Origin of the sequence: Kitasatospora sp. NPDC051705 (assembly GCF_044453265.1) — a bacterium.
Taxonomy (GTDB): domain Bacteria; phylum Actinomycetota; class Actinomycetes; order Streptomycetales; family Streptomycetaceae; genus Kitasatospora.
The window spans coordinates 222,490-239,933 of sequence record NZ_JBITCO010000009.1 but is presented as its reverse complement, the minus strand read 5'-3'; the positions used below and the strand labels follow the sequence as shown (position 1 = coordinate 239,933).

General features: G+C 74.9%; 18 protein-coding genes. 11 read left to right on the top strand and 7 right to left on the bottom strand.

From position 1 onward, the window contains the following. Positions 1–19: 19 nt before the first annotated feature. The 8 genes from ACIA8Q_RS15140 (at position 20) to ACIA8Q_RS15105 (ending at position 8,633) form a co-directional block, all read left to right on the top strand. A complete protein-coding gene (locus tag ACIA8Q_RS15140) occupies positions 20–1,135 on the top strand; it encodes a quinone-dependent dihydroorotate dehydrogenase (protein ID WP_387899993.1) in 1,116 nt (371 codons plus the stop codon). Between the two features lie 29 nt (positions 1,136–1,164). Next, a complete protein-coding gene (pyrF, locus tag ACIA8Q_RS15135) occupies positions 1,165–1,998 on the top strand; it encodes an orotidine-5'-phosphate decarboxylase (protein WP_360214338.1) in 834 nt (277 codons plus the stop codon). 372 nt (positions 1,999–2,370) lie between these two features. Then, a complete protein-coding gene (gene mihF, locus ACIA8Q_RS15130; protein ID WP_030056187.1) occupies positions 2,371–2,697 on the top strand; it encodes an integration host factor, actinobacterial type in 327 nt (108 codons plus the stop codon). Positions 2,698–2,746: 49 nt separating this feature from the next. Then, on the top strand, positions 2,747–3,304 hold the full coding sequence (gene gmk, locus ACIA8Q_RS15125; RefSeq protein ID WP_350601852.1) for a guanylate kinase: 558 nt from the start codon (positions 2,747–2,749) through the stop codon (positions 3,302–3,304). A 37-nt stretch (positions 3,305–3,341) separates the two neighbouring features. After that, positions 3,342–3,608 carry a DNA-directed RNA polymerase subunit omega gene (gene rpoZ, locus ACIA8Q_RS15120; RefSeq protein ID WP_030240625.1) on the top strand — a complete coding sequence of 89 codons (267 nt, stop codon included), beginning with the start codon at positions 3,342–3,344 and terminating at the stop codon, positions 3,606–3,608. 243 nt (positions 3,609–3,851) lie between these two features. Further along, complete coding sequence (gene coaBC / locus ACIA8Q_RS15115; protein WP_360214336.1) at positions 3,852–5,111, top strand: bifunctional phosphopantothenoylcysteine decarboxylase/phosphopantothenate--cysteine ligase CoaBC; 1,260 nt, start codon at positions 3,852–3,854, stop codon at positions 5,109–5,111. Between the two features lie 134 nt (positions 5,112–5,245). Next, entirely contained in the window at positions 5,246–6,454 is a 1,209-nt protein-coding gene (gene metK / locus ACIA8Q_RS15110) for a methionine adenosyltransferase (protein WP_360214334.1), read from the top strand. Between the two features lie 94 nt (positions 6,455–6,548). Further along, positions 6,549–8,633 (top strand): primosomal protein N', encoded by a 2,085-nt coding sequence (locus ACIA8Q_RS15105; protein ID WP_396317267.1) that lies wholly within the window; start codon positions 6,549–6,551, stop codon positions 8,631–8,633. 227 nt (positions 8,634–8,860) lie between these two features. Here the strand turns inward: ACIA8Q_RS15105 and ACIA8Q_RS15100 are convergent, their stop codons facing one another. After that, a complete protein-coding gene (locus ACIA8Q_RS15100; protein WP_396317266.1) occupies positions 8,861–9,472 on the bottom strand; it encodes a hypothetical protein in 612 nt (203 codons plus the stop codon). A 279-nt stretch (positions 9,473–9,751) separates the two neighbouring features. On the opposite strand from ACIA8Q_RS15100, the gene def reads away from it, so the two are divergent. The 3 genes from def (at position 9,752) to ACIA8Q_RS15085 (ending at position 12,854) form a co-directional block, all read left to right on the top strand. Further along, a complete protein-coding gene (gene def, locus ACIA8Q_RS15095; protein ID WP_360214328.1) occupies positions 9,752–10,297 on the top strand; it encodes a peptide deformylase in 546 nt (181 codons plus the stop codon). A 40-nt stretch (positions 10,298–10,337) separates the two neighbouring features. Next, positions 10,338–11,282 carry a methionyl-tRNA formyltransferase gene (fmt, locus tag ACIA8Q_RS15090; RefSeq protein WP_396317265.1) on the top strand — a complete coding sequence of 315 codons (945 nt, stop codon included), beginning with the start codon at positions 10,338–10,340 and terminating at the stop codon, positions 11,280–11,282. 138 nt (positions 11,283–11,420) lie between these two features. Then, on the top strand, positions 11,421–12,854 hold the full coding sequence (locus ACIA8Q_RS15085; RefSeq protein WP_396317264.1) for an RsmB/NOP family class I SAM-dependent RNA methyltransferase: 1,434 nt from the start codon (positions 11,421–11,423) through the stop codon (positions 12,852–12,854). 223 nt (positions 12,855–13,077) lie between these two features. Here the strand turns inward: ACIA8Q_RS15085 and ACIA8Q_RS15080 are convergent, their stop codons facing one another. The 6 genes from ACIA8Q_RS15080 to ACIA8Q_RS15055 form a co-directional block, all read right to left on the bottom strand. Then, the gene (locus ACIA8Q_RS15080; protein ID WP_360214322.1) at positions 13,078–13,530 is read right to left on the bottom strand and encodes a hypothetical protein; all 453 of its coding nucleotides are present in this window, start codon (positions 13,528–13,530) and stop codon (positions 13,078–13,080) included. A 136-nt stretch (positions 13,531–13,666) separates the two neighbouring features. Then, entirely contained in the window at positions 13,667–13,978 is a 312-nt protein-coding gene (locus ACIA8Q_RS15075; protein ID WP_360214320.1) for a sulfurtransferase TusA family protein, read from the bottom strand. Positions 13,979–14,046: 68 nt separating this feature from the next. Continuing rightward, positions 14,047–14,580: a MarR family winged helix-turn-helix transcriptional regulator gene (locus ACIA8Q_RS15070; RefSeq protein WP_360214318.1), complete on the bottom strand. Its 534-nt coding sequence runs from the start codon at positions 14,578–14,580 to the stop codon at positions 14,047–14,049. A 71-nt stretch (positions 14,581–14,651) separates the two neighbouring features. Further along, positions 14,652–15,005, bottom strand: coding sequence for a DUF6204 family protein (locus ACIA8Q_RS15065; protein ID WP_360214316.1), 354 nt, complete (start codon positions 15,003–15,005; stop codon positions 14,652–14,654). 127 nt (positions 15,006–15,132) lie between these two features. Next, a complete protein-coding gene (locus tag ACIA8Q_RS15060) occupies positions 15,133–15,837 on the bottom strand; it encodes an alpha/beta hydrolase (RefSeq protein ID WP_360214314.1) in 705 nt (234 codons plus the stop codon). A gap of 183 nt (positions 15,838–16,020) precedes the next feature. Further along, positions 16,021–17,430, bottom strand: a complete 1,410-nt coding sequence (locus tag ACIA8Q_RS15055; RefSeq protein WP_360214312.1) for a serine/threonine-protein kinase — start codon at positions 17,428–17,430, stop codon at positions 16,021–16,023. Positions 17,431–17,444 lie beyond the last annotated feature (14 nt).

Below are 17,444 nucleotides of genomic sequence, written 5' to 3'. Positions count from 1 at the left end.
CTGATCCGGGAGTTGGGTTTTGTACAAGCTGCTGTTCGACCTCGTCTTCAAGAAGATGGACCCCGAGAAGGCCCACCACCTCGCCTTCTTCTGGATCCGGCTCGCCTCCTCGGTGCCCGGCCTGCGCACGCTCGTCCGGCTGGTGCTCGCCCCGCGCGACCGCGCCCTGCACACCACCGCCCTCGGCCTCGACCTGCCGGGCCCGTTCGGCCTGGCGGCCGGCTTCGACAAGAACGGCGTCGGCATCGACGGCCTTGCCATGCTCGGTTTCGACTACGTCGAGATCGGCACCATCACCGGCGAGCCCCAGCCGGGCAACCCGACGCCCCGGCTGTTCCGCCTGGTCGAGGACCGCGCGCTGATCAACCGGATGGGCTTCAACAACCAGGGCTCGGCCCGGGTCGCCGCGCGCCTGGCCGCCCGCCCGCACACCAGCTCCACCCCGGTGATCGGCGTCAACATCGGCAAGACCAAGGTCGTCGAGGAGGCCGACGCCGTCGCCGACTACGTCAAGTCCACCGAGCGGCTCGCCAGGTACGCGGACTACCTGGTGGTCAACGTCAGCTCGCCGAACACCCCCGGCCTGCGCAACCTGCAGGCCGTGGACCACCTGCGCCCGCTGCTCGCCGCCGTCCGCGAGGCGGCCGACCGCACCACCGCGCACCACGTCCCGCTGCTGGTCAAGATCGCCCCCGACCTGGCCGACGAGGACGTCGACGCCGTCGCCGACCTCGCCCTCGAACTGGGCCTGGACGGCATCATCGCCACCAACACCACGATCGGGCGCGAGGGCCTGCGGGCCGACGCCGCCCGGGTCGAGGAGATCGGCATGGGCGGCCTCTCCGGCGCCCCGCTCAAGGCCCGCGCCCTGGAGGTCCTCCAGCGGCTGCGCGCCCGCACCGGGGGCCGGCTGACGCTGGTCTCGGTCGGCGGCGTGGAGACCGCCGAGGACGCCTGGCAGCGGATCATCCACGGCGCCGACCTCGTCCAGGGCTACAGCGCCTTCATCTACGAGGGCCCGTTCTGGTGCCGCCGGATCCACCGGGGCCTCTCCGCCCGGATCCGCGCCGCGGGCTTCCGCGACCTGGCCGCGGCCGTCGGCAGCGCCGTCGACGGCGCGAAGACCGCCTCCTGAACCCCCGTACCACCTTCGGAAAGGACGACATGACCCTCGCCCCGTTCGGCGCCCGGCTGCGCCAGGCGCTCGACACCCGCGGCCAGCTCTGCGTCGGCATCGACCCGCACGCCTCCCTGCTCGCCGCCTGGGGGCTCGGCGACGACCTCGCCGGCCTGGAGACCTTCAGCCGCACCGTCGTCGAGGCGCTCGCCGACCGGGTCGCCGTGCTCAAGCCGCAGGCGGCGTTCTTCGAGCGCTTCGGCAGCAAGGGCGTCGCGGTGCTGGAGAAGTCCGTCGAGGAGGCCCGGGCGGCCGGCGCGCTGGTCCTGATGGACGCCAAGCGCGGCGACATCGGCTCCACCATGGCCGCCTACGCGGAGGCCTTCCTGTCGCCCGCCAGCCCGCTGTTCTCGGACGCCGTCACGGTCAGCCCGTACCTGGGCTTCGGCTCGCTGCGCCCGGCGCTCGACCTGGCCCGCGCGCAGGGCTGCGGCGTGTTCGCGCTGGCGCTCACCTCCAACCCGGAGGGCGCCGAGGTGCAGCGCGCCGTCGGTGCGGACGGCGAGCCGGTCGCGGCCGCGGTGCTGCGCCAGCTGGCGGCCGAGAACGCGGGTGCCGCGCCGCTCGGCTCCTTCGGCGCCGTGGTCGGCGCCACGCTCGCCGACGCGGGCGTGGAGCTGGCCATCAACGGCCCGCTGCTGGCTCCCGGCATCGGCGCCCAGGGGGCCACCATGGCGGACCTGCCGCGGGTGTTCGGCGCCTCGGTGATCAACGTGGTGCCGAGCGTCAGCCGGGACGTGCTCAGGCACGGCCCCTCGGTGGCGGCCCTGCGGTCGGCGGCCGAGCGGTTCGTGGGCGAGTACGCGGACGCGGTGAAGTAGGCCCGGCCGGGCCCGCGGACGCGCCCCGGTAGCCGCCCGGTGACCCTGCGCAGTGTCCGCAGGACGGCGGGGCGGCGGGGCGGTTGACGTGAGCGCCGTCACATTGGCGGTGTCAAAGTTTCGCAATCGCGGTCATTTTGCCCTGGAAAGTCCTGGTCGGCCTTGGCTGACCAGGACTTTTCGTGTTCTTTTCCTGACGTGGCGCCGCAATACGGGTAGTGTCCGGCGATAGGTCATCGGAGAGCCGCGAACTCGTAGCTCCCGCAGGTCAAGGGCCCTGTGATTCCACTTGGGTTCGATCTGCGGACGGTGTCCTGGGAACCAAACCAGTCATAGCTCAATCCCTTCCTTCCACACCCTGAGGTGAACGGCGTGGCTCTTCCGCCCCTTACCCCTGAACAGCGCACCGCCGCGCTCGCCAAGGCCGCCGAGGCTCGCCGGGAGCGCGCCGAGGTCAAGAACCGGCTCAAGCACTCCGGCGCCTCCCTGCACGAGGTGATCAAGGCCGGCAAGGCCGACAACGACGTGATCGGCAAGATGAAGGTCTCGGCCCTGCTGGAGTCGCTTCCGGGCGTCGGCAAGGTCCGTGCCAAGCAGATCATGGAGCGCCTCGGCATCAGCGAGAGCCGTCGTGTCCGCGGCCTCGGCACGAACCAGATCGCCTCCCTGGAGCGGGAGTTCGGCGGCGGTGCCGCCTGACCGTGCCCCCGTGGTCCCGGGATCGTCCGCGATCCGGGATAATCGGTGCATGAGTGAGCGTCCGCGGCTGACCGTGCTCTCCGGCCCTTCGGGGGTCGGCAAGAGCACGGTCGTCGCTCATATGAGGAAGCAGCACCCCGAGGTCTGGCTCTCGGTGTCGGCGACGACCCGCCACCCGAGGCCGGGCGAGCAGAACGGGGTCCAGTACCACTTCGTCGACAACGACGAGTTCGACAAGCTGATCGCCAACGGCGAACTGCTGGAGTGGGCCGTCTTCGCCGGCAACCGCTACGGCACCCCGCGCTCGGCGGTGCTGGAGAAGCTGGAGCGCGGCGAGCCCGTCCTGCTGGAGATCGACCTGCAGGGCGCCCGCCAGGTCCGCGAGTCGATGCCCGAGGCGCAGCTGGTCTTCCTGGCCCCGCCGAGCTGGGACGAGCTGGTCCGCCGGCTGACCGGCCGGGGCACCGAGCCGCAGGACGTGATCGAGAAGCGGCTGGAGGCGGCGAAGGTCGAGCTCGCGGCCGAGCCCGAGTTCGACACGACCCTTGTCAACACCTCGGTCGAGCAGGTAGCGGCCGAACTGCTAGCCTTGCTCGGTGTAGCCTGACCTGTCTGTCTTTTCCACCCTTTCGGAAGGTTTTAGCGTGTCCTCTTCCATGACCGCGCCCGAGGGCATCATCAACCCGCCGATCGACGAGCTGCTCGAGGCCACCGACTCCAAGTACAGCCTCGTGATCTACGCCGCCAAGCGCGCGCGCCAGATCAACGCGTACTACTCCCAGCTCGGTGAGGGCCTGCTGGAGTACGTCGGCCCGCTGGTCGACACCCACGTCCACGAGAAGCCGCTGTCGATCGCGCTGCGCGAGATCAACGCGGGCATGCTGACCGCCGAGGCGATCGAGGCCGCCTGAGGCGGGTTCCGGAGCTCTCTGCTCGAAGGGTCCGGCGGAATCGTTTCCGCCGGGCCCTTCGGCGTGTCCGGGGGGCCGTCGGTGCCGTGCCCGCGGGGGCCGGGGCCCGGTGCCGCCGGGGGTGCGGCGGGGTGCCGTGGAGTGTCGTGGGGGTGCCGGCGGGCTGTGCCGGGCACCACAGTGCGCGTCGCAGCTGAGGGGTCGTAGGGTGTGCACGTCCCAGGAGTGGAGGAGAGCGGGAGCATGAGCGCGACTTCGGATCCGGCCGGGGTGGAGGCGCCGCGCGTCGTCCTCGGCGTAAGCGGCGGCATCGCCGCCTACAAGGCGTGCGAGCTGCTCCGCAGGTTCACCGAGTCCGGCCACCAGGTCACCGTGGTGCCCACCGCGGCCGCGCTGCACTTCGTCGGCGAGGCCACCTGGGCCGCACTGTCCGGCCGCCCGGCCGCCACCGAGACCTGGGAGCGCGTGCACGAGGTGCCGCACGTGCGGATCGGCCAGCAGGCCGACCTGGTCGTCGTCGCCCCCGCCACCGCGGACCTGATCGCCAAGGCCGCCCACGGCCTGGCCGACGACCTCCTCACCAACACCCTGCTCACCGCCCGCTGCCCGGTCGTGGTCGCGCCCGCCATGCACACCGAGATGTGGGAGCACCCGGCCACCCGGGAGAACGTCGCCACGCTGCGGCGCCGCGGCGTGATCGTGCTGGAGCCGGCCGTCGGGCGGCTCACCGGCAAGGACACCGGCAAGGGGCGGCTGCCCGAGCCGTCCGCGATCTTCGACGCCTGCCGGTCGGTGCTGCGCCGCGGCGGCGCGGTGCCGACCGACCTGGCCGGCCGGCACGTGGTGGTCTCGGCCGGTGGCACCCGCGAGCCGCTGGACCCGGTGCGCTTCCTCGGCAACCGCTCCTCCGGCAAGCAGGGCTACGCGCTCGCCGTGACGGCAGCGGCGCGCGGGGCGCGCGTGACGTTGGTCTCGGCCAACGCGGAGCTGCCCGACCCGGCCGGGGTCGACGTGGTGCACGTGTCGACCGCGCTGGAGCTGCGGGAGGCGGCGCTGAAGGCGGCCGGGGACGCGGACGCCGTGGTCATGGCCGCGGCCGTGGCGGACTTCCGGCCCGCCGAGTACGCCACCGGCAAGATCAAGAAGGTCGAGGGGGTCGAGCCGGCGCCCGTCGCCCTCGTCCGCAACCCCGACGTCCTGGCCGAGCTGTCGGCGCACCGCCCCCGTTCGGGCCAACTGGTCGTGGGTTTCGCGGCGGAGACCGACGACGTGCTCGCGAACGGCCGCGCCAAGCTCGCCCGCAAGGGCTGCGACCTCCTCGTCGTCAACGAGGTGGGCAACGGCAAGGCCTTCGGCACGGACGTCAACGAGGCCGTGGTTCTGGGCTCGGACGGCAGTGAGACCCCCGTTCCGGTCGGTCCGAAGGAGGCCCTCGCGGACGTCGTCTGGGACCTCGTCGCGCGGCGGCTGGAAACCGGCGGGAGCCGATTGAGCCCTGCTTGAGAACGGTCTTGATTTGTGGAAGCGGGTGACGTTCCGCAGAACCGGCCCGTTACACTCCAGGAATCAAGTCTTTCCGGAAGTCCCCGGTCACCGGGGGCCTTCAGTCAGCAGCCGCTGCAACCCCAGGGAGCGCTGTGTCTCGCCGCCTGTTCACCTCGGAGTCCGTCACCGAGGGCCACCCCGACAAGATCGCTGACCAGATCAGCGACACCATCCTTGACGCTCTCCTGCGGGAGGACCCGACCTCCCGGGTCGCCGTGGAGACGCTGATCACCACCGGCCAGGTGCACGTGGCCGGCGAGGTGACCACCAAGGCGTACGCGCCGATCGCCCAGCTCGTCCGGGACAAGATCCTGGAGATCGGCTACGACAGCTCCAAGAAGGGCTTCGACGGCGCCTCCTGCGGCGTCTCGGTGTCCATCGGGGCCCAGTCGCCCGACATCGCCCAGGGCGTCGACACGGCGTACGAGGCTCGGGTCGAGGGCGACGAGGACGACCTGGACAAGCAGGGTGCCGGCGACCAGGGCCTGATGTTCGGCTACGCGTCCGACGAGACGCCCGAGCTCATGCCGCTGCCGATCACCCTGGCGCACCGCCTCTCCCGCCGGCTGACCGAGGTCCGCAAGAACGGGACCATCCCGTACCTGCGCCCCGACGGCAAGACCCAGGTCACCATCGAGTACGACGGCGACAAGGCCGTCCGCCTCGACACCGTGGTGGTCTCCACCCAGCACGCCAGTGACATCGACCTGGAGTCGCTGCTCACCCCGGACATCCGCGAGTTCGTGGTCGAGCCGGAGCTGAAGGCGCTGGCCGAGCAGGGCATCAAGCTCGTCACCGAGGGCTACCGCCTGCTGGTCAACCCGACCGGCCGCTTCGAGATCGGCGGCCCGATGGGCGACGCCGGCCTCACCGGCCGCAAGATCATCATCGACACCTACGGCGGCATGGCCCGCCACGGTGGCGGCGCCTTCTCCGGCAAGGACCCGTCCAAGGTCGACCGCTCGGCCGCGTACGCGATGCGCTGGGTGGCGAAGAACATCGTCGCCGCCGGCCTCGCCCGCCGCGCCGAGGTGCAGGTCGCGTACGCGATCGGCAAGGCCGAGCCGGTCGGTCTCTTCGTCGAGACCTTCGGCACCGAGTCCGTGCCCGTGCTGTCCATCCAGAAGGCCGTCAGCGAGGTCTTCGACCTGCGTCCCGCCGCGATCATCCGCGACCTGGACCTGCTGCGCCCGATCTACTCCCAGACCGCCGCGTACGGCCACTTCGGCCGTGAGCTGCCGGACTTCACCTGGGAGCGCACCGACCGGGTCGAGCAGCTGAAGGCCGCCGTCAAGGACTGACCCCGCGCTCCGCGAAAGGCGGCGCCCGCCCCGACCGGGGCGGGCGCCGCCTTTCGTGCGCACTGTCGGTGTGACCTGGTAGTACTTGGGAGCGATGAGCAGCACAGGGGAGAACGGGGCCGCCGAGCCGGAGCAGCTGGCGTTCATCCGGGAGACGGTCAAGCGGGCCAAGCCCCGGACGTGGCGCGGCGCCAAGCGCGCCGAGCACCTGCCGGTGGCCCGGGTCGTGGTGGACAAGGGCGTGCTCACCATCGACAAGTTCTTCGACTACGAGGTGCCGGCCGCGATGGCCGAGGAGGCCCGGCCCGGCGTCCGGGTCCGGGTGCGCTTCGGCGCGCGCGTGGTCAAGGGCCAGCGCGAGGGCGGCGAACTGCACGACGGCTTCATCGTCGCCCGGCTGGAGAAGAGCGACTTCCCCGGCCCGCTCGCGCCGCTCGCCCAGGTCCTCTCGCCCGAGCCCGTGCTCACCCCACACCTCCTCCGGCTCTGCCGGACCGTCGCCGACCGCTACGCCGGCACCCTCGCCGACGTCCTCCAGCTGGCCGTCCCGCCCCGGCACGCCAAGGCCGAGGCCGAACCCTCGCCGCCCGCGCTGCCGCGCCCGCCCGCCCCCGCCCCCGGCGGCTGGCAGCGCTACCCGGCCGGGCCCGACTTCCTCGCCTCGCTCGCCGCCGGCGGCTCGCCGCGCGCCGTCTGGGCGGCGCTGCCCGGCCCCGGCTGGCCGTACGAGATCGCCCGGGCCGTGGCGGCGACGCTCTCCGGCGGGCGCGGCGCGCTCGTCGTGCTGCCCGAGGGGCGGTCCGTCGCCCGGGTCGACCGGGCGCTGACCGAGCTGCTCGGGCCGGGCCGACACGTCGCGCTGGAGGCCGACCTCGGCCCGCGCGAACGCTACCGGCGCTGGCTCGCGGTGAGCCGCGGCTCGGTGCACGCCGTGATCGGCACCCGCGCCACCATGTTCGCGCCGGTGCGCGACCTCGGCCTGGTCGTCGTCTGGTCCGACGGCGACAACAGCCACAGCGACCCGCGCGCCCCGCACCCGCACGTGCGCGAGGTCGCCCTGCTGCGCGCCGCGGAGGAGGGCGCGGCCGTGCTGCTCGGTGGTCACGCCGTCACGGTGGAGGGCGCGCAGCTGGTCAGCACCGGCTGGGCCCGCCCGCTCGCCGCCGACCGGGAGACCGTGCGGCGGGTCGCACCGAGGGTGCGGACCGTCACGGACCAGGACCAGCACCGCGACGCCGCCGCCCAGGCCGCCCGACTGCCCTCGGTGGCCTGGGAGGCCGCCCGGGAGGCCCTGGCCGCCGGGCACCCGGTGCTCATCCAGGTGCCCCGGCGCGGCTACGTGCCCCGGCTGGCCTGCGGCCGGTGCCGGACCCCGGCCCGCTGCCGGCGCTGCGAGGGCCCGCTGGAGGCGCCCTCCGCCGACGAGGCGCTGAGCTGCGGCTGGTGCGGGCAGGCGGAGACGGACTGGCACTGCCCCGAGTGCGGCTCGTTCCGGCTGCGGGCCCAGGTGATCGGCGCCCGGCGCACCGCGGAGGAGCTCGGCAAGGCCTTCCCACGGGTCCCGGTGCGCACCTCCGGGCGGGACGCGGTCCTGGCCACCGTCCCCGACGAGCCCTCGCTGGTGATCTCCACCCCCGGCGCGGAGCCGGTCGTCGAGGGCGGCACCGGGTACGGCGCCGCGCTGCTGCTGGACGGCTGGGCCCTGCTGAGCCGGCCCGACCTGCGCGCGGGGGAGGAGACGCTGCGGCTCTGGCTGGCGGCCGCCGCACTGGTCCGGCCGGCCGAGGAGGGCGGGACGGTCGTCGTGGTCGCCGAGCCCTCGGCCCGGCCGGTGCAGGCGCTGGTCCGCTGGGACCCGCTCGGGCACGCCGGGCTGGAGCGCGACGAACGGGCACAGCTGCACTTCCCGCCGGTGTCGCGGATGGCCTCGGTGAGCGGGAGCCCGGCGGCGGTGGCCGACCTGCTGGGGCTGATCCGGCTGCCGTCGGAGGCGGACGTCCTCGGGCCGGTGCCGGCGCCGGCGCTGCGGGGGGAGGAACAGGAACGCGCGCTGCTGCGGGTGCCGCCCGGGCAGGGGGCGGCGCTGGCGGCGGCGCTCAAGGCGGCGCAGATCGCGCGGATCGCGCTGCGGACGCCGGAGGCGGTGCGGGTGCGGGTGGACCCGACCGACATCGGGTAGCCGTGGCGGGGCCGGGGTGCCGGCCGGGGGTACGGGGGCCGGGGTGCCGGCCGGGGGTACGGGGGCCGGGGTGCCGGCCGGGGGTACGGGGGCCGGGGTGCCGGCCGGGGACGCGGTGGGGTGCGGGCCGTGGCGGGGCGGGCGCGAGGCGGGGGCGGGCGCGAGGCGCGGGAGCGAGGGGCGGGGTGAGTGGGCCACCCCGCCCCGGGTGGCCCGGGCCGGAAGGGTCAGCCGCGCAGCGGGATGCCGGTGCGGTCGACCGGGGCGCGGTCCGGCGCGGTGCGGTCCCCGGTGGTGCGCTCCAGCGCGCTGCGCTCGAGAGCGGTGCGCTCCAGGGCGTTGCGTTCGAGGGCGGTGCGGTCCAGCCCGCCCTGGCGGGCCGCCGGGACGGTGACGGCCAGGCCGCCGGACGGCGCCGCCGGCAGCTCCTCGGAACGGTCCGGGCGGCCCGGGCCCGGGACGGCGCCGCTGGCGGCGAGGAGTTCGCTGGTGGGGCGGCGCATCCCGTACCGGCGGTGCACCGCCTGCTTGGTGACCCCGAGGGCCGAGCCCACCGAGTCCCAGGAGAAGCCCAGCGCCCGGTCGAACTCGACCGCCGCCGCCACCAGGGTCTCCACGCTCTCCCGCAGCTCCTGCGCCAGCCGCACCGTCGGCGCGGGCGCCCGCCCGTACACCACGAAGCCGGCCGAGGTGCTCGGGCGGCGCGGCCGGTAGACGTTGCCCAGTTGGGCGGTGAGCGTCCGCAGCGCGTCGACCTGCCGCCTCACCCGCTCGATGTCCCGCACCAGCAGGTGAAGGCTCGCCCGCGCCCGGGCGTCGTGGTTGATCTGCTCGGCCATGGCCTACGTGCCACCTTCCGTACGGTTCGGCTCGGCCGGGGCGCGGTGTCCCGTGCGCCCCGACCCCGGTCAATCTCACTTGACCAACGCCGGAGCGGGGGCCGGGGTAACGCCGCGCGACAGACTCGGGATATGCCAGTAGCCGGTGCCGGGGGTGCGGGAGGGGTGCGTGGCGGGTGCGTCCGCGGGGTCGGGGGCGCGGGCGGAGGCCCCCGCGCGTTGCATAGACTTGGCGGGACCCCAATGCTGCGGATTTCTACGGACAGGAGCCCGTTCCTCGTGGCGATCCAGCCGATCCGTCTCTTCGGAGACCCCGTCCTGCGGGCCACCGCTCAGCCGGTGACCACCTTCGACAAGGAACTGCGCACCCTCGTCCGGGACCTCACCGACACCATGCTCGACGCCCCCGGCGCCGGCCTCGCCGCGCCCCAACTCGGCGTCTCCCTGAGGGTGTTCACCTACCACGTGGACGGCGTCACCGGGCACCTGATCAACCCGGACCTGTCGCTCACCGAGGAGGAGCAGGACGGCCCCGAGGGCTGCCTGTCCCTGCCCGGCCTGCGCTACGACACCAAGCGCGCGTACGGCGTCGTCGCCAAGGGCTTCACCATGTACGGCGACCCGGTCACCCTGGAGGGCACCCGGCTGCTCGCCCGCTGCATCCAGCACGAGACCGACCACCTCGACGGCATCGTCTTCATCGACCGGCTCGACCGCGAGCAGCGCAAGGCCGCCCTGAAGGCGATCCGGGACACCGACTGGGGCGGCGGCCCCGCCCCCGTCGTCAAGGTCTCCCCGCACAGCACCTTCGGCTCCGCGCGCTGACTCCGGCGTCGTCCGCTCCCCCTCTGCAGAAAGGCACTTGATGCGCCTCGTGTTCGCCGGCACCCCCGAGGTCGCCGTTCCCGCCCTGGACGCCCTGCTCGCCTCCGACCGGCACGAGGTCGTCGCGGTGGTCACCCGCCCCGACGCCCCCGCCGGCCGCGGCCGCAAGCTCGTCGCCAGCCCCGTCGCCCAGCGCGCCGAGGAGGCCGGGATCGAGGTCCTCAAGCCGGCGAAGCCGAGCGACCCGGACTTCGTCGCCCGGCTCACCGAACTCGCCCCCGACTGCTGCCCGGTGGTCGCCTACGGCGCACTGCTGCGCCCCGGCACGCTGGAGATCCCCGAGCACGGCTGGGTCAACCTGCACTTCTCGCTGCTGCCCGCCTGGCGTGGCGCGGCGCCCGTCCAGCACTCGGTGCTGGCCGGCGACGAGGTCACCGGCGCGTCCACCTTCCTGATCGAGCAGGGCCTGGACTCCGGCCCGGTCTACGGCGTGATCACCGAGGAGGTCCGCCCCACCGACACCAGCGGCGAACTCCTCACCAGGCTTTCGCTGTCCGGCGCACGGCTGCTCGCGGCCACCATGGACGGCATCGCGGACGGCTCGCTGCACGCCGTCCCGCAGCCGGCCGAGGGGGTCACCCTCGCGCCGAAGATCACCGTCGAGGACGCGCGGATCGAGTGGGCCCACCCCGCGCTGCGGATCGACCGGGTGGTGCGCGGCTGCGCCCCCGCGCCGGGCGCCTGGACGGAGTTCCGCGGCGAGCGGCTGAAGGTCACCGGTCCGGTCCGGCTGCTGCCGGAGTCGGCCGACCTGGCGCCCGGCGAGCTGGCCGTGGTGGGCAAGAACAGCGTGCGGGTCGGCACCGGCAGCCACGACGTCGAGCTCGGCGAGGTCTGCCCGCAGGGCAAGAAGGCGATGCGGGCGGCGGACTGGGCGCGCGGCGCGCGGCTGGAGTCCGGCGAGCGCTTCGCAGCCGGGGCCTGATCCGGCCGGGCCGGCGCTTTGGCGTTACTGTTCGTGGACCGGACCGTTCGGTCCACGAGCACCAGGACGGCGGCAGCCCGACAGCAGCACCCCTGAACGACCAGTACCCGATAGCCACCGCAGCACCTTGAGGCACCGATGACCACTCCCAGCGCCAACCGCGCCCCCCGCCCGCACCGCCGCCCGAAGAAGGACCCGGCCCGGATCGTCGCGTTCCGCGCGCTGCGTGCCGTCGACGAGCGCGACGCCTACGCCAACCTGATCCTGCCGTCGCTGCTGCGCGAGGCCGAGCAGAAGGGCATGGACCGGCGCGACGCCGCCCTCGCCACCGAGCTCGTCTACGGCACCCTGCGCCTGCAGGGCACCTACGACGCGGTCATCGCCGCCTGCATCGACCGGCCGCTCAGCAAGGTCGACCCGCCGGTGCTGGACGTCCTCTCGCTCGGCGCCCACCAGCTGCTCACCACCCGCATCCCCAGCCACGCGGCCGTCTCGGCCACCGTCGAGCTGGCCCGGGTGGTGCTCGGTGACGGCAAGGCCAAGTTCGTCAACGCCGTCCTGCGCCGGATCAGCGCCCACGACCTGGACACCTGGATCGAGCAGGTCGCCCCGCCGTACGACCGGGACGCCGAGGACCACCTCGCCGTCGTCCACTCGCACCCGCGCTGGGTCGTCTCGGCCCTCTGGGACTCGCTCGGGCGCTGGCAGCCCGACGCGTCCGGGCGCACCGCGATCGAGGAGCTGCTGCGGGCCGACAACGAGCGGCCCGAGGTGACGCTCGTCGCCCGGCCAGGCCGGGCCACCGTCGGCGAACTGGCCGACGCGCTGCCCGAGGCGCTGCCCGGCCGGTGGTCCCCGGTCGCGCTGCGGCTCGCCGAGGGCGGTGACCCGGGCGCGCTGACCGCCGTGCAGGAGAACCGGGCCGGCGTCCAGGACGAGGGCAGCCAGCTCGTCGCCCTCGCCCTCGCGAACGCGCCGCTGGACGGCCCCGACCGGCTCTGGCTCGACGGCTGCGCCGGCCCCGGCGGCAAGGCCGCGCTGCTCGGCGCCCTCGCCGCCGAGCGCGGCGCCGGGCTGGTCGCCAGCGAGAAGCAGCCGCACCGGGCGCGCCTGGTGGCGCGGGCCCTCGACGGCAACCCCGGGCCCTACACCGTGATCGCCGCGGACGGCACCCGCCCGGCCTGGCGCTCCGGCGGCTTCGACCGGGTGCTGGTCGACGTGCCCTGCTCCGGCCTGGGCGCGCTGCGCCGCCGGCCGGAGGCGCGCTGGCGGCGCCGGCCGGCCGACGTCGCGGCCTTCGGCCCGCTCCAGCGGGACCTGCTGCGCTCGGCGGTCGAGGCCACCCGGATCGGTGGCGTGGTCGGCTACGCGACCTGCTCGCCGCACCTCGCCGAGACCCGGGCCGTCGTCGACGACGTGCTGCGCGCCGAGGGCGGCCGTGTCGAGTGGATCGACGCCCGCCCGCTGCTGCCCGGTGTCCCGGCGCTCGGGGAGGGGCCGGACGTGCAGCTCTGGCCGCACCTGCACGGGACGGACGCGATGTACCTGGCGCTGCTGCGGCGGACCGCCTGACCCGGTAGCGGCGGCCGACCCCTCCCGGCGGGGAGGGGCGGCGTGCCGTTGCGGTGCGCGTCGGCGGCGGCGGAGCTTCCGGCGCCGCCGTCGGCGGTCGGCGGGTGGCCGACAGGTGCTCAACGGGTTGGCGGCGCCGGGGAGTTCGGCAGTCGCACCGGAGCGGTCGGCGCGGGCCGACGCGCCCGGGGCCGGCCCGGCCGCCGGTGCGTGCCGGTGGCCCTCACGGCCGGCGCGGCGGGTCGTCCCGCAGACCGGCGAGGAAGGCCCGGGCCTGGGCGCGCAGCTGGTCGACCGGCGGGTCCTCGCAGATCACCTCCAGGCCGAGCGCGGCACCGTGACCCCGGTGGTAGTAGGACTGGTAGGCGAGGTACGGGCGGTGGTCGTCGGTCGGGTCGAGCCCGACGGCGAAGGTCGCGTAGTGGGTGTGCTCGCCCTCGGAGCCGTCGGACTCCGAACGGGAGAGGTGCCATTCGCACTCGTACGGCTCGGGGTCGGCGGGCAGGTCCAGCAGGGCCTGGGCGAGCCGGCGGACCTCGTCCCGGTCCGTGAAGGGGAGCGACTCGGACCAGTGCGGTGCGGCGGCGACCAGCTCCCAGCCGTCGTCGTGATGGCTGACGGTCAGTGCCCACTCGCCGTCCTGGTCCTGCCAGAGGCAACTGAGGATCGGATCCACGGCGGTCAACCTCCCTGTGGTGCGCGGCTGTTCGGCTCCCTTCATCGTGGCACACCGGGTCGGCGGAGGGTCCGGGGCCCGGCTGCGGGCGGGCCTGCTGTGCTTGCCCCGGCGCCTGCCGGGAGCCGGCGCGGCGTCAGTCGGCGGCCGGGGCGGTGTGCCAGGGGCGGTCGGCACGGGTGGGGCGGGCGGCGGCCGTGAGGCGCAGGGCGTAGACCTCCCGGTCGGTGGCCGGGTGGGGGACCGGGCCGAGGTAGTCGTGGCCGGTCAGGTGGCACCAGGCGGGCAGGTCGAGCGGGGCGGCGGGGTCCGTGGTGTGGATGTGGACCACCGCGCCGGCCGGCAGGTCCGCGATCCGGGCGCGCAGGCGCAGCAGCAGTTGGACGCAGAGCAGGCCGGTGCCGTCGACGGTCAGGTCGGGGGTGGTGGTGTCGGGCGCCTGGGGCATGGTCCCGTCCTTCCTGGTGGTGGGGCTGCTGGGGCTGCTGGGGGTGGTGCTCGTGGTGCGGGTTCAGCCTAGGTCGGGGGGCGGCCGGGGCGTTGGTCGGGGGCGGTGCCGCCGAGGCGGGTGAGCAGGGTGGAGAGCCGGCCCAGGTCGTCGGCGCCCCACTGGTCGGCCGTGAACAGGTCGTCGGCGGTCCGGCGGGCGGTGTGCAGCATCTCGGCGAGCCGTTCGCGTCCGGTGGGCGTCAGTGCGGCGTAGGCGACCCGGGCGTCGCGCGCCGCCGCCTCCCGGGAGACCAGGCCGATCCGTTCCAGGGGTGCCAGCCCGCGGGTGACGCCGGAGGCGGTGAGGCCGAGGGCCTCGGCGAGGTCGACGCGGCGCATCCGGCCGCCGGGGGCGGCGCCGAGGTGCAGCAGCAGGGTGAAGTCGGAGAGGCTCACGCCGTGCAGGCCGCTGAGGGTGGCGTCGAAGCGCCTGATCACGGCGGCCTGGGCTCGGACGAGGCGCAGGGCGGTGTCGAGCGGGTCCGGCCGGGTGGGCTCGGACGGTACGGGGCCCGGGTCGGGCTGAGCCGGGTCGGGCCGGTCGGCCTGCGGGGTCATCATTGCTACCTCCTTGACTGCTCAAGCATATCGCCGTGCTCGGCCGTCAAGGAGGTAGCGGAGGGGGGAGGGGGTCAGTCGGCCCGGGCGGCGCGGCGCTGCCGCTTGCCGAGCGGAGCCTGGGAGAGGTCCTCCGCCAGCGAGCGCAGGTTCTTGTAGCCGTAGCCGCGCGTGGTCAGCCACTCCTGCGCCGCCAGCTCGGCGCGCTCGGTGGCCGCCAGGACGTCCTCCTCCGCCTCGCCCGAGTCCAGGAAGCGGAAGGTGAAGGCGGTGCGGGCGGCGAGGTCGTAACTGAGGTGGCCCTCGGGGGTGAAGGCGGCGCGCAGCACGTCGTGCTCGGGCGCCCGGGCGAGGAGTTCGGCACGCTGCTCGGCACTGAGGCCGTCGAAGACGCCGCGCACCGTGATGCGGAAGGTTCGAGTGGTCATCCCCCGACCATAGGCGGCCCGGCCGCCCGGCCGCCAACACGATTCCGGCGTGCGGACGTGCGCGGCCGGGCGGGCGCGACGCCCGGCGGGGCGCTGCCCGGCCGGGCGCCCGGTGCCCGGGGCGCGGCTACGAACGGGCCGCCGGGAGACGGGTGCAGACGGTGCCCGGAGCGGGCGGGGCCGGTTCGGCGTCGAGCGCGGCGAGGCTGAAGGAGGTGGTGATGGCGCTGATGTCGGCCGCCTCGCGGATCAGGTAGTGGTTGGCGCCGGGTGCCTCGTACCGGGCGAGGTCCGCGCTGACGGGCCGGGCCCGGAGGGCGTACTCGAGCGACTGGACGGCGTTGGCGGCACTGCGGTCACCGGTGCCGTGGACGATCAGGACGCGGCGGCCGGCGAGCTGTTCGACCGGGTCGCCGCTCGGCAGCCAGGGGGCGATTCCGGCGACTCCGACGACGTTGCGGTGGCCGGCGCACCAGAAGGCGGCGCGTCCGCCGAGGGAGTTGCCGACGAGGACGACGGGGACGTCGCCGTAACGGCGGGCGAGTTCGTCCAGCGCCCAGCGGGTGTCCACGGCGGTGTCGGCGTCGGCGCCGTTCCAGCCGCTGTAGCGGTAGCGCAGGAGGTGGACGGCGATCCCGTGCGGGCGGCCGCGGGCGGTGAGTTCGGCCGCGAGGTCGCGCAGTCCCAGCTCGGCGACCTTCAGGGGGCCGCGCCGGCTGCGCAGGAAGCCGCCGGGCAGGAGCAGGACGACGCCGGTGACCCGGCCGGTCGCGCCGTCGCCTCCTGGTGGCGGGGTCAGCTGGGCGGCGCGCGGCCGTCGTGCTCGGAACACTCGATCCCTCCCTGGTGCGTACCCGCGGATTCTACGGTTCCGCGGGCGGGTCGTGGTGGTCGAGCGGGGACCGCCGGACCCGGCCGGTGACGCGGGTACGGGTGAGCCGTGCGTGCGCCCGGCCGACCGGGCGACTGCCGCCCCGGCGCGGGTGGTCGGCGCGGGTGGTCGGGGCGGCCGCGGTCAGGCCCGGCCGCCCTGCTCCTGCTCGCCGTCGGCCGCCTTCCGGCCGGGGAGCAGCCGGGACAGGTTGCGGCGCTGGGCCCCGGGCGGCGGGGCGATCGCGTGCCGGGGCTCCGGGGAGGGCCCGAGCCCGGCCTTGGCGGCCGCGTCGGCGAGGAAGTCGGAGGCCTGCCGGCGGGCGTTGTCGACGCTGCGGCGCAGGCTGTCGGCGTCGGCGCGCAGCTTGTCGGTCTGACGGCGCAGCAGGTCGGTGCGCTGCTCCGCCTCGGAGAGCTGCTTGAGGCTGGCGGCGGCCCGGGCGGCGGCCTCGCGTTCGATCTCCTCGCCGCGGCGCTGCGCGTCGGCGATGATCTGCCGCGCGGTGGCCTCGCCGCGGGCCCGGACGGCGGCGATGTCCTGCTCCGCCTCGAGGCGCTGCCGGGCGATGCCGGCCTCGAACTGGAGGGCGGCCTGGGCGGCTTGGTCGCGGGTCTGCGCGAACAGCCGGTCGGCCTCCTGGCGGCGGGCCAGGACGTACGGGTCCTCCTGGGCGGCGGGGACGTCCCGGACGGTGGCGTGGTGGCCGGCCGGGGCCCGTCCGGCCTGCTCGGCGATGTGCAGCAGGCGGTCGGCGACCTGTTCGGCGTGCGGGGGGCGTCGTCCGGGGTCCTTGGCGAGCAGCTCCAGGACGAGGGCGTCGACCTCGGCGGGGAGTCCGGGCCGCAGGGTGCCGGGCGCGGGCGGGTGGACCTCGCCGTGCTGGCGGATCAGTTCGTACAGGGTGCCGCGGAAGGGGGTGCGGCCGGTGAGGAGCTCGTACAGCAGGCAGCCGAAGGCGTAGAGGTCGGAGCGGGCGTCGAGGCCGCCGCCGTCGAAGCGCTCGGGGGCCATGTAGGCGGGGGTGCCGACGATGACGTTGGTGCTGGTCAGGCCGTCGTCGGCGGCGCCGACCCGGGCGATGCCGAAGTCGACGACCTTGACCGCCCCGGAGGACTGGATCATCACGTTGGCCGGCTTGACGTCGCGGTGGACGACGCCGGCCCGGTGGGCGGTGGCGAGCGCCTGGGAGATCTCGACGGCCCAGGCGAGCGCCTGGTGCAGCGGCAGTGGCCCCTCGCCGAGGTGGCGGCTGAGCGGGGCGCCGTCGAGCAGTTCCATGACCAGGAAGTACAGCGGCCGGCCCGATCCGTCGTGCTGGCCGAAGTCGTGCACGGTGACGATCGACGGGTGGTTGAGCGCGCCGGCGGTGGCGACCTCGCGGACGAACCGGGCGGCGTCCTTCGGGGTGTTGCCGGTGCCCGGGAGCATCACCTTGACGGCGACGAGTCGTTGGATCCGCGCGTCGCGCGCCTTCCAGACCGCGCCGAACGCGCCCTCGCCGATCTGCTCGACCAGCTCGTACCGTCCGTCCAGTACGTCGCCAGGCTGCATCCCCCGCCCCTTTC

What these genes read in the sequence shown, in the direction of transcription:
- ACIA8Q_RS15065 (WP_360214316.1), bottom strand. Translation starts at nt 15,005, where the DNA reads ATGACCACTCGAACCTTCCGCATCACGGTGCGCGGCGTCTTCGACGGC.
- gmk (WP_350601852.1), top strand. Translation starts at nt 2,747, where the DNA reads ATGAGTGAGCGTCCGCGGCTGACCGTGCTCTCCGGCCCTTCGGGGGTC.
- ACIA8Q_RS15085 (WP_396317264.1), top strand. Translation starts at nt 11,421, where the DNA reads ATGACCACTCCCAGCGCCAACCGCGCCCCCCGCCCGCACCGCCGCCCG.
- fmt (WP_396317265.1), top strand. Translation starts at nt 10,338, where the DNA reads ATGCGCCTCGTGTTCGCCGGCACCCCCGAGGTCGCCGTTCCCGCCCTG.
- ACIA8Q_RS15100 (WP_396317266.1), bottom strand. Translation starts at nt 9,472, where the DNA reads ATGGCCGAGCAGATCAACCACGACGCCCGGGCGCGGGCGAGCCTTCAC.
- pyrF (WP_360214338.1), top strand. Translation starts at nt 1,165, where the DNA reads ATGACCCTCGCCCCGTTCGGCGCCCGGCTGCGCCAGGCGCTCGACACC.
- ACIA8Q_RS15105 (WP_396317267.1), top strand. Translation starts at nt 6,549, where the DNA reads ATGAGCAGCACAGGGGAGAACGGGGCCGCCGAGCCGGAGCAGCTGGCG.
- ACIA8Q_RS15070 (WP_360214318.1), bottom strand. Translation starts at nt 14,580, where the DNA reads ATGATGACCCCGCAGGCCGACCGGCCCGACCCGGCTCAGCCCGACCCG.
- ACIA8Q_RS15055 (WP_360214312.1), bottom strand. Translation starts at nt 17,430, where the DNA reads ATGCAGCCTGGCGACGTACTGGACGGACGGTACGAGCTGGTCGAGCAG.
- coaBC (WP_360214336.1), top strand. Translation starts at nt 3,852, where the DNA reads ATGAGCGCGACTTCGGATCCGGCCGGGGTGGAGGCGCCGCGCGTCGTC.
- ACIA8Q_RS15075 (WP_360214320.1), bottom strand. Translation starts at nt 13,978, where the DNA reads ATGCCCCAGGCGCCCGACACCACCACCCCCGACCTGACCGTCGACGGC.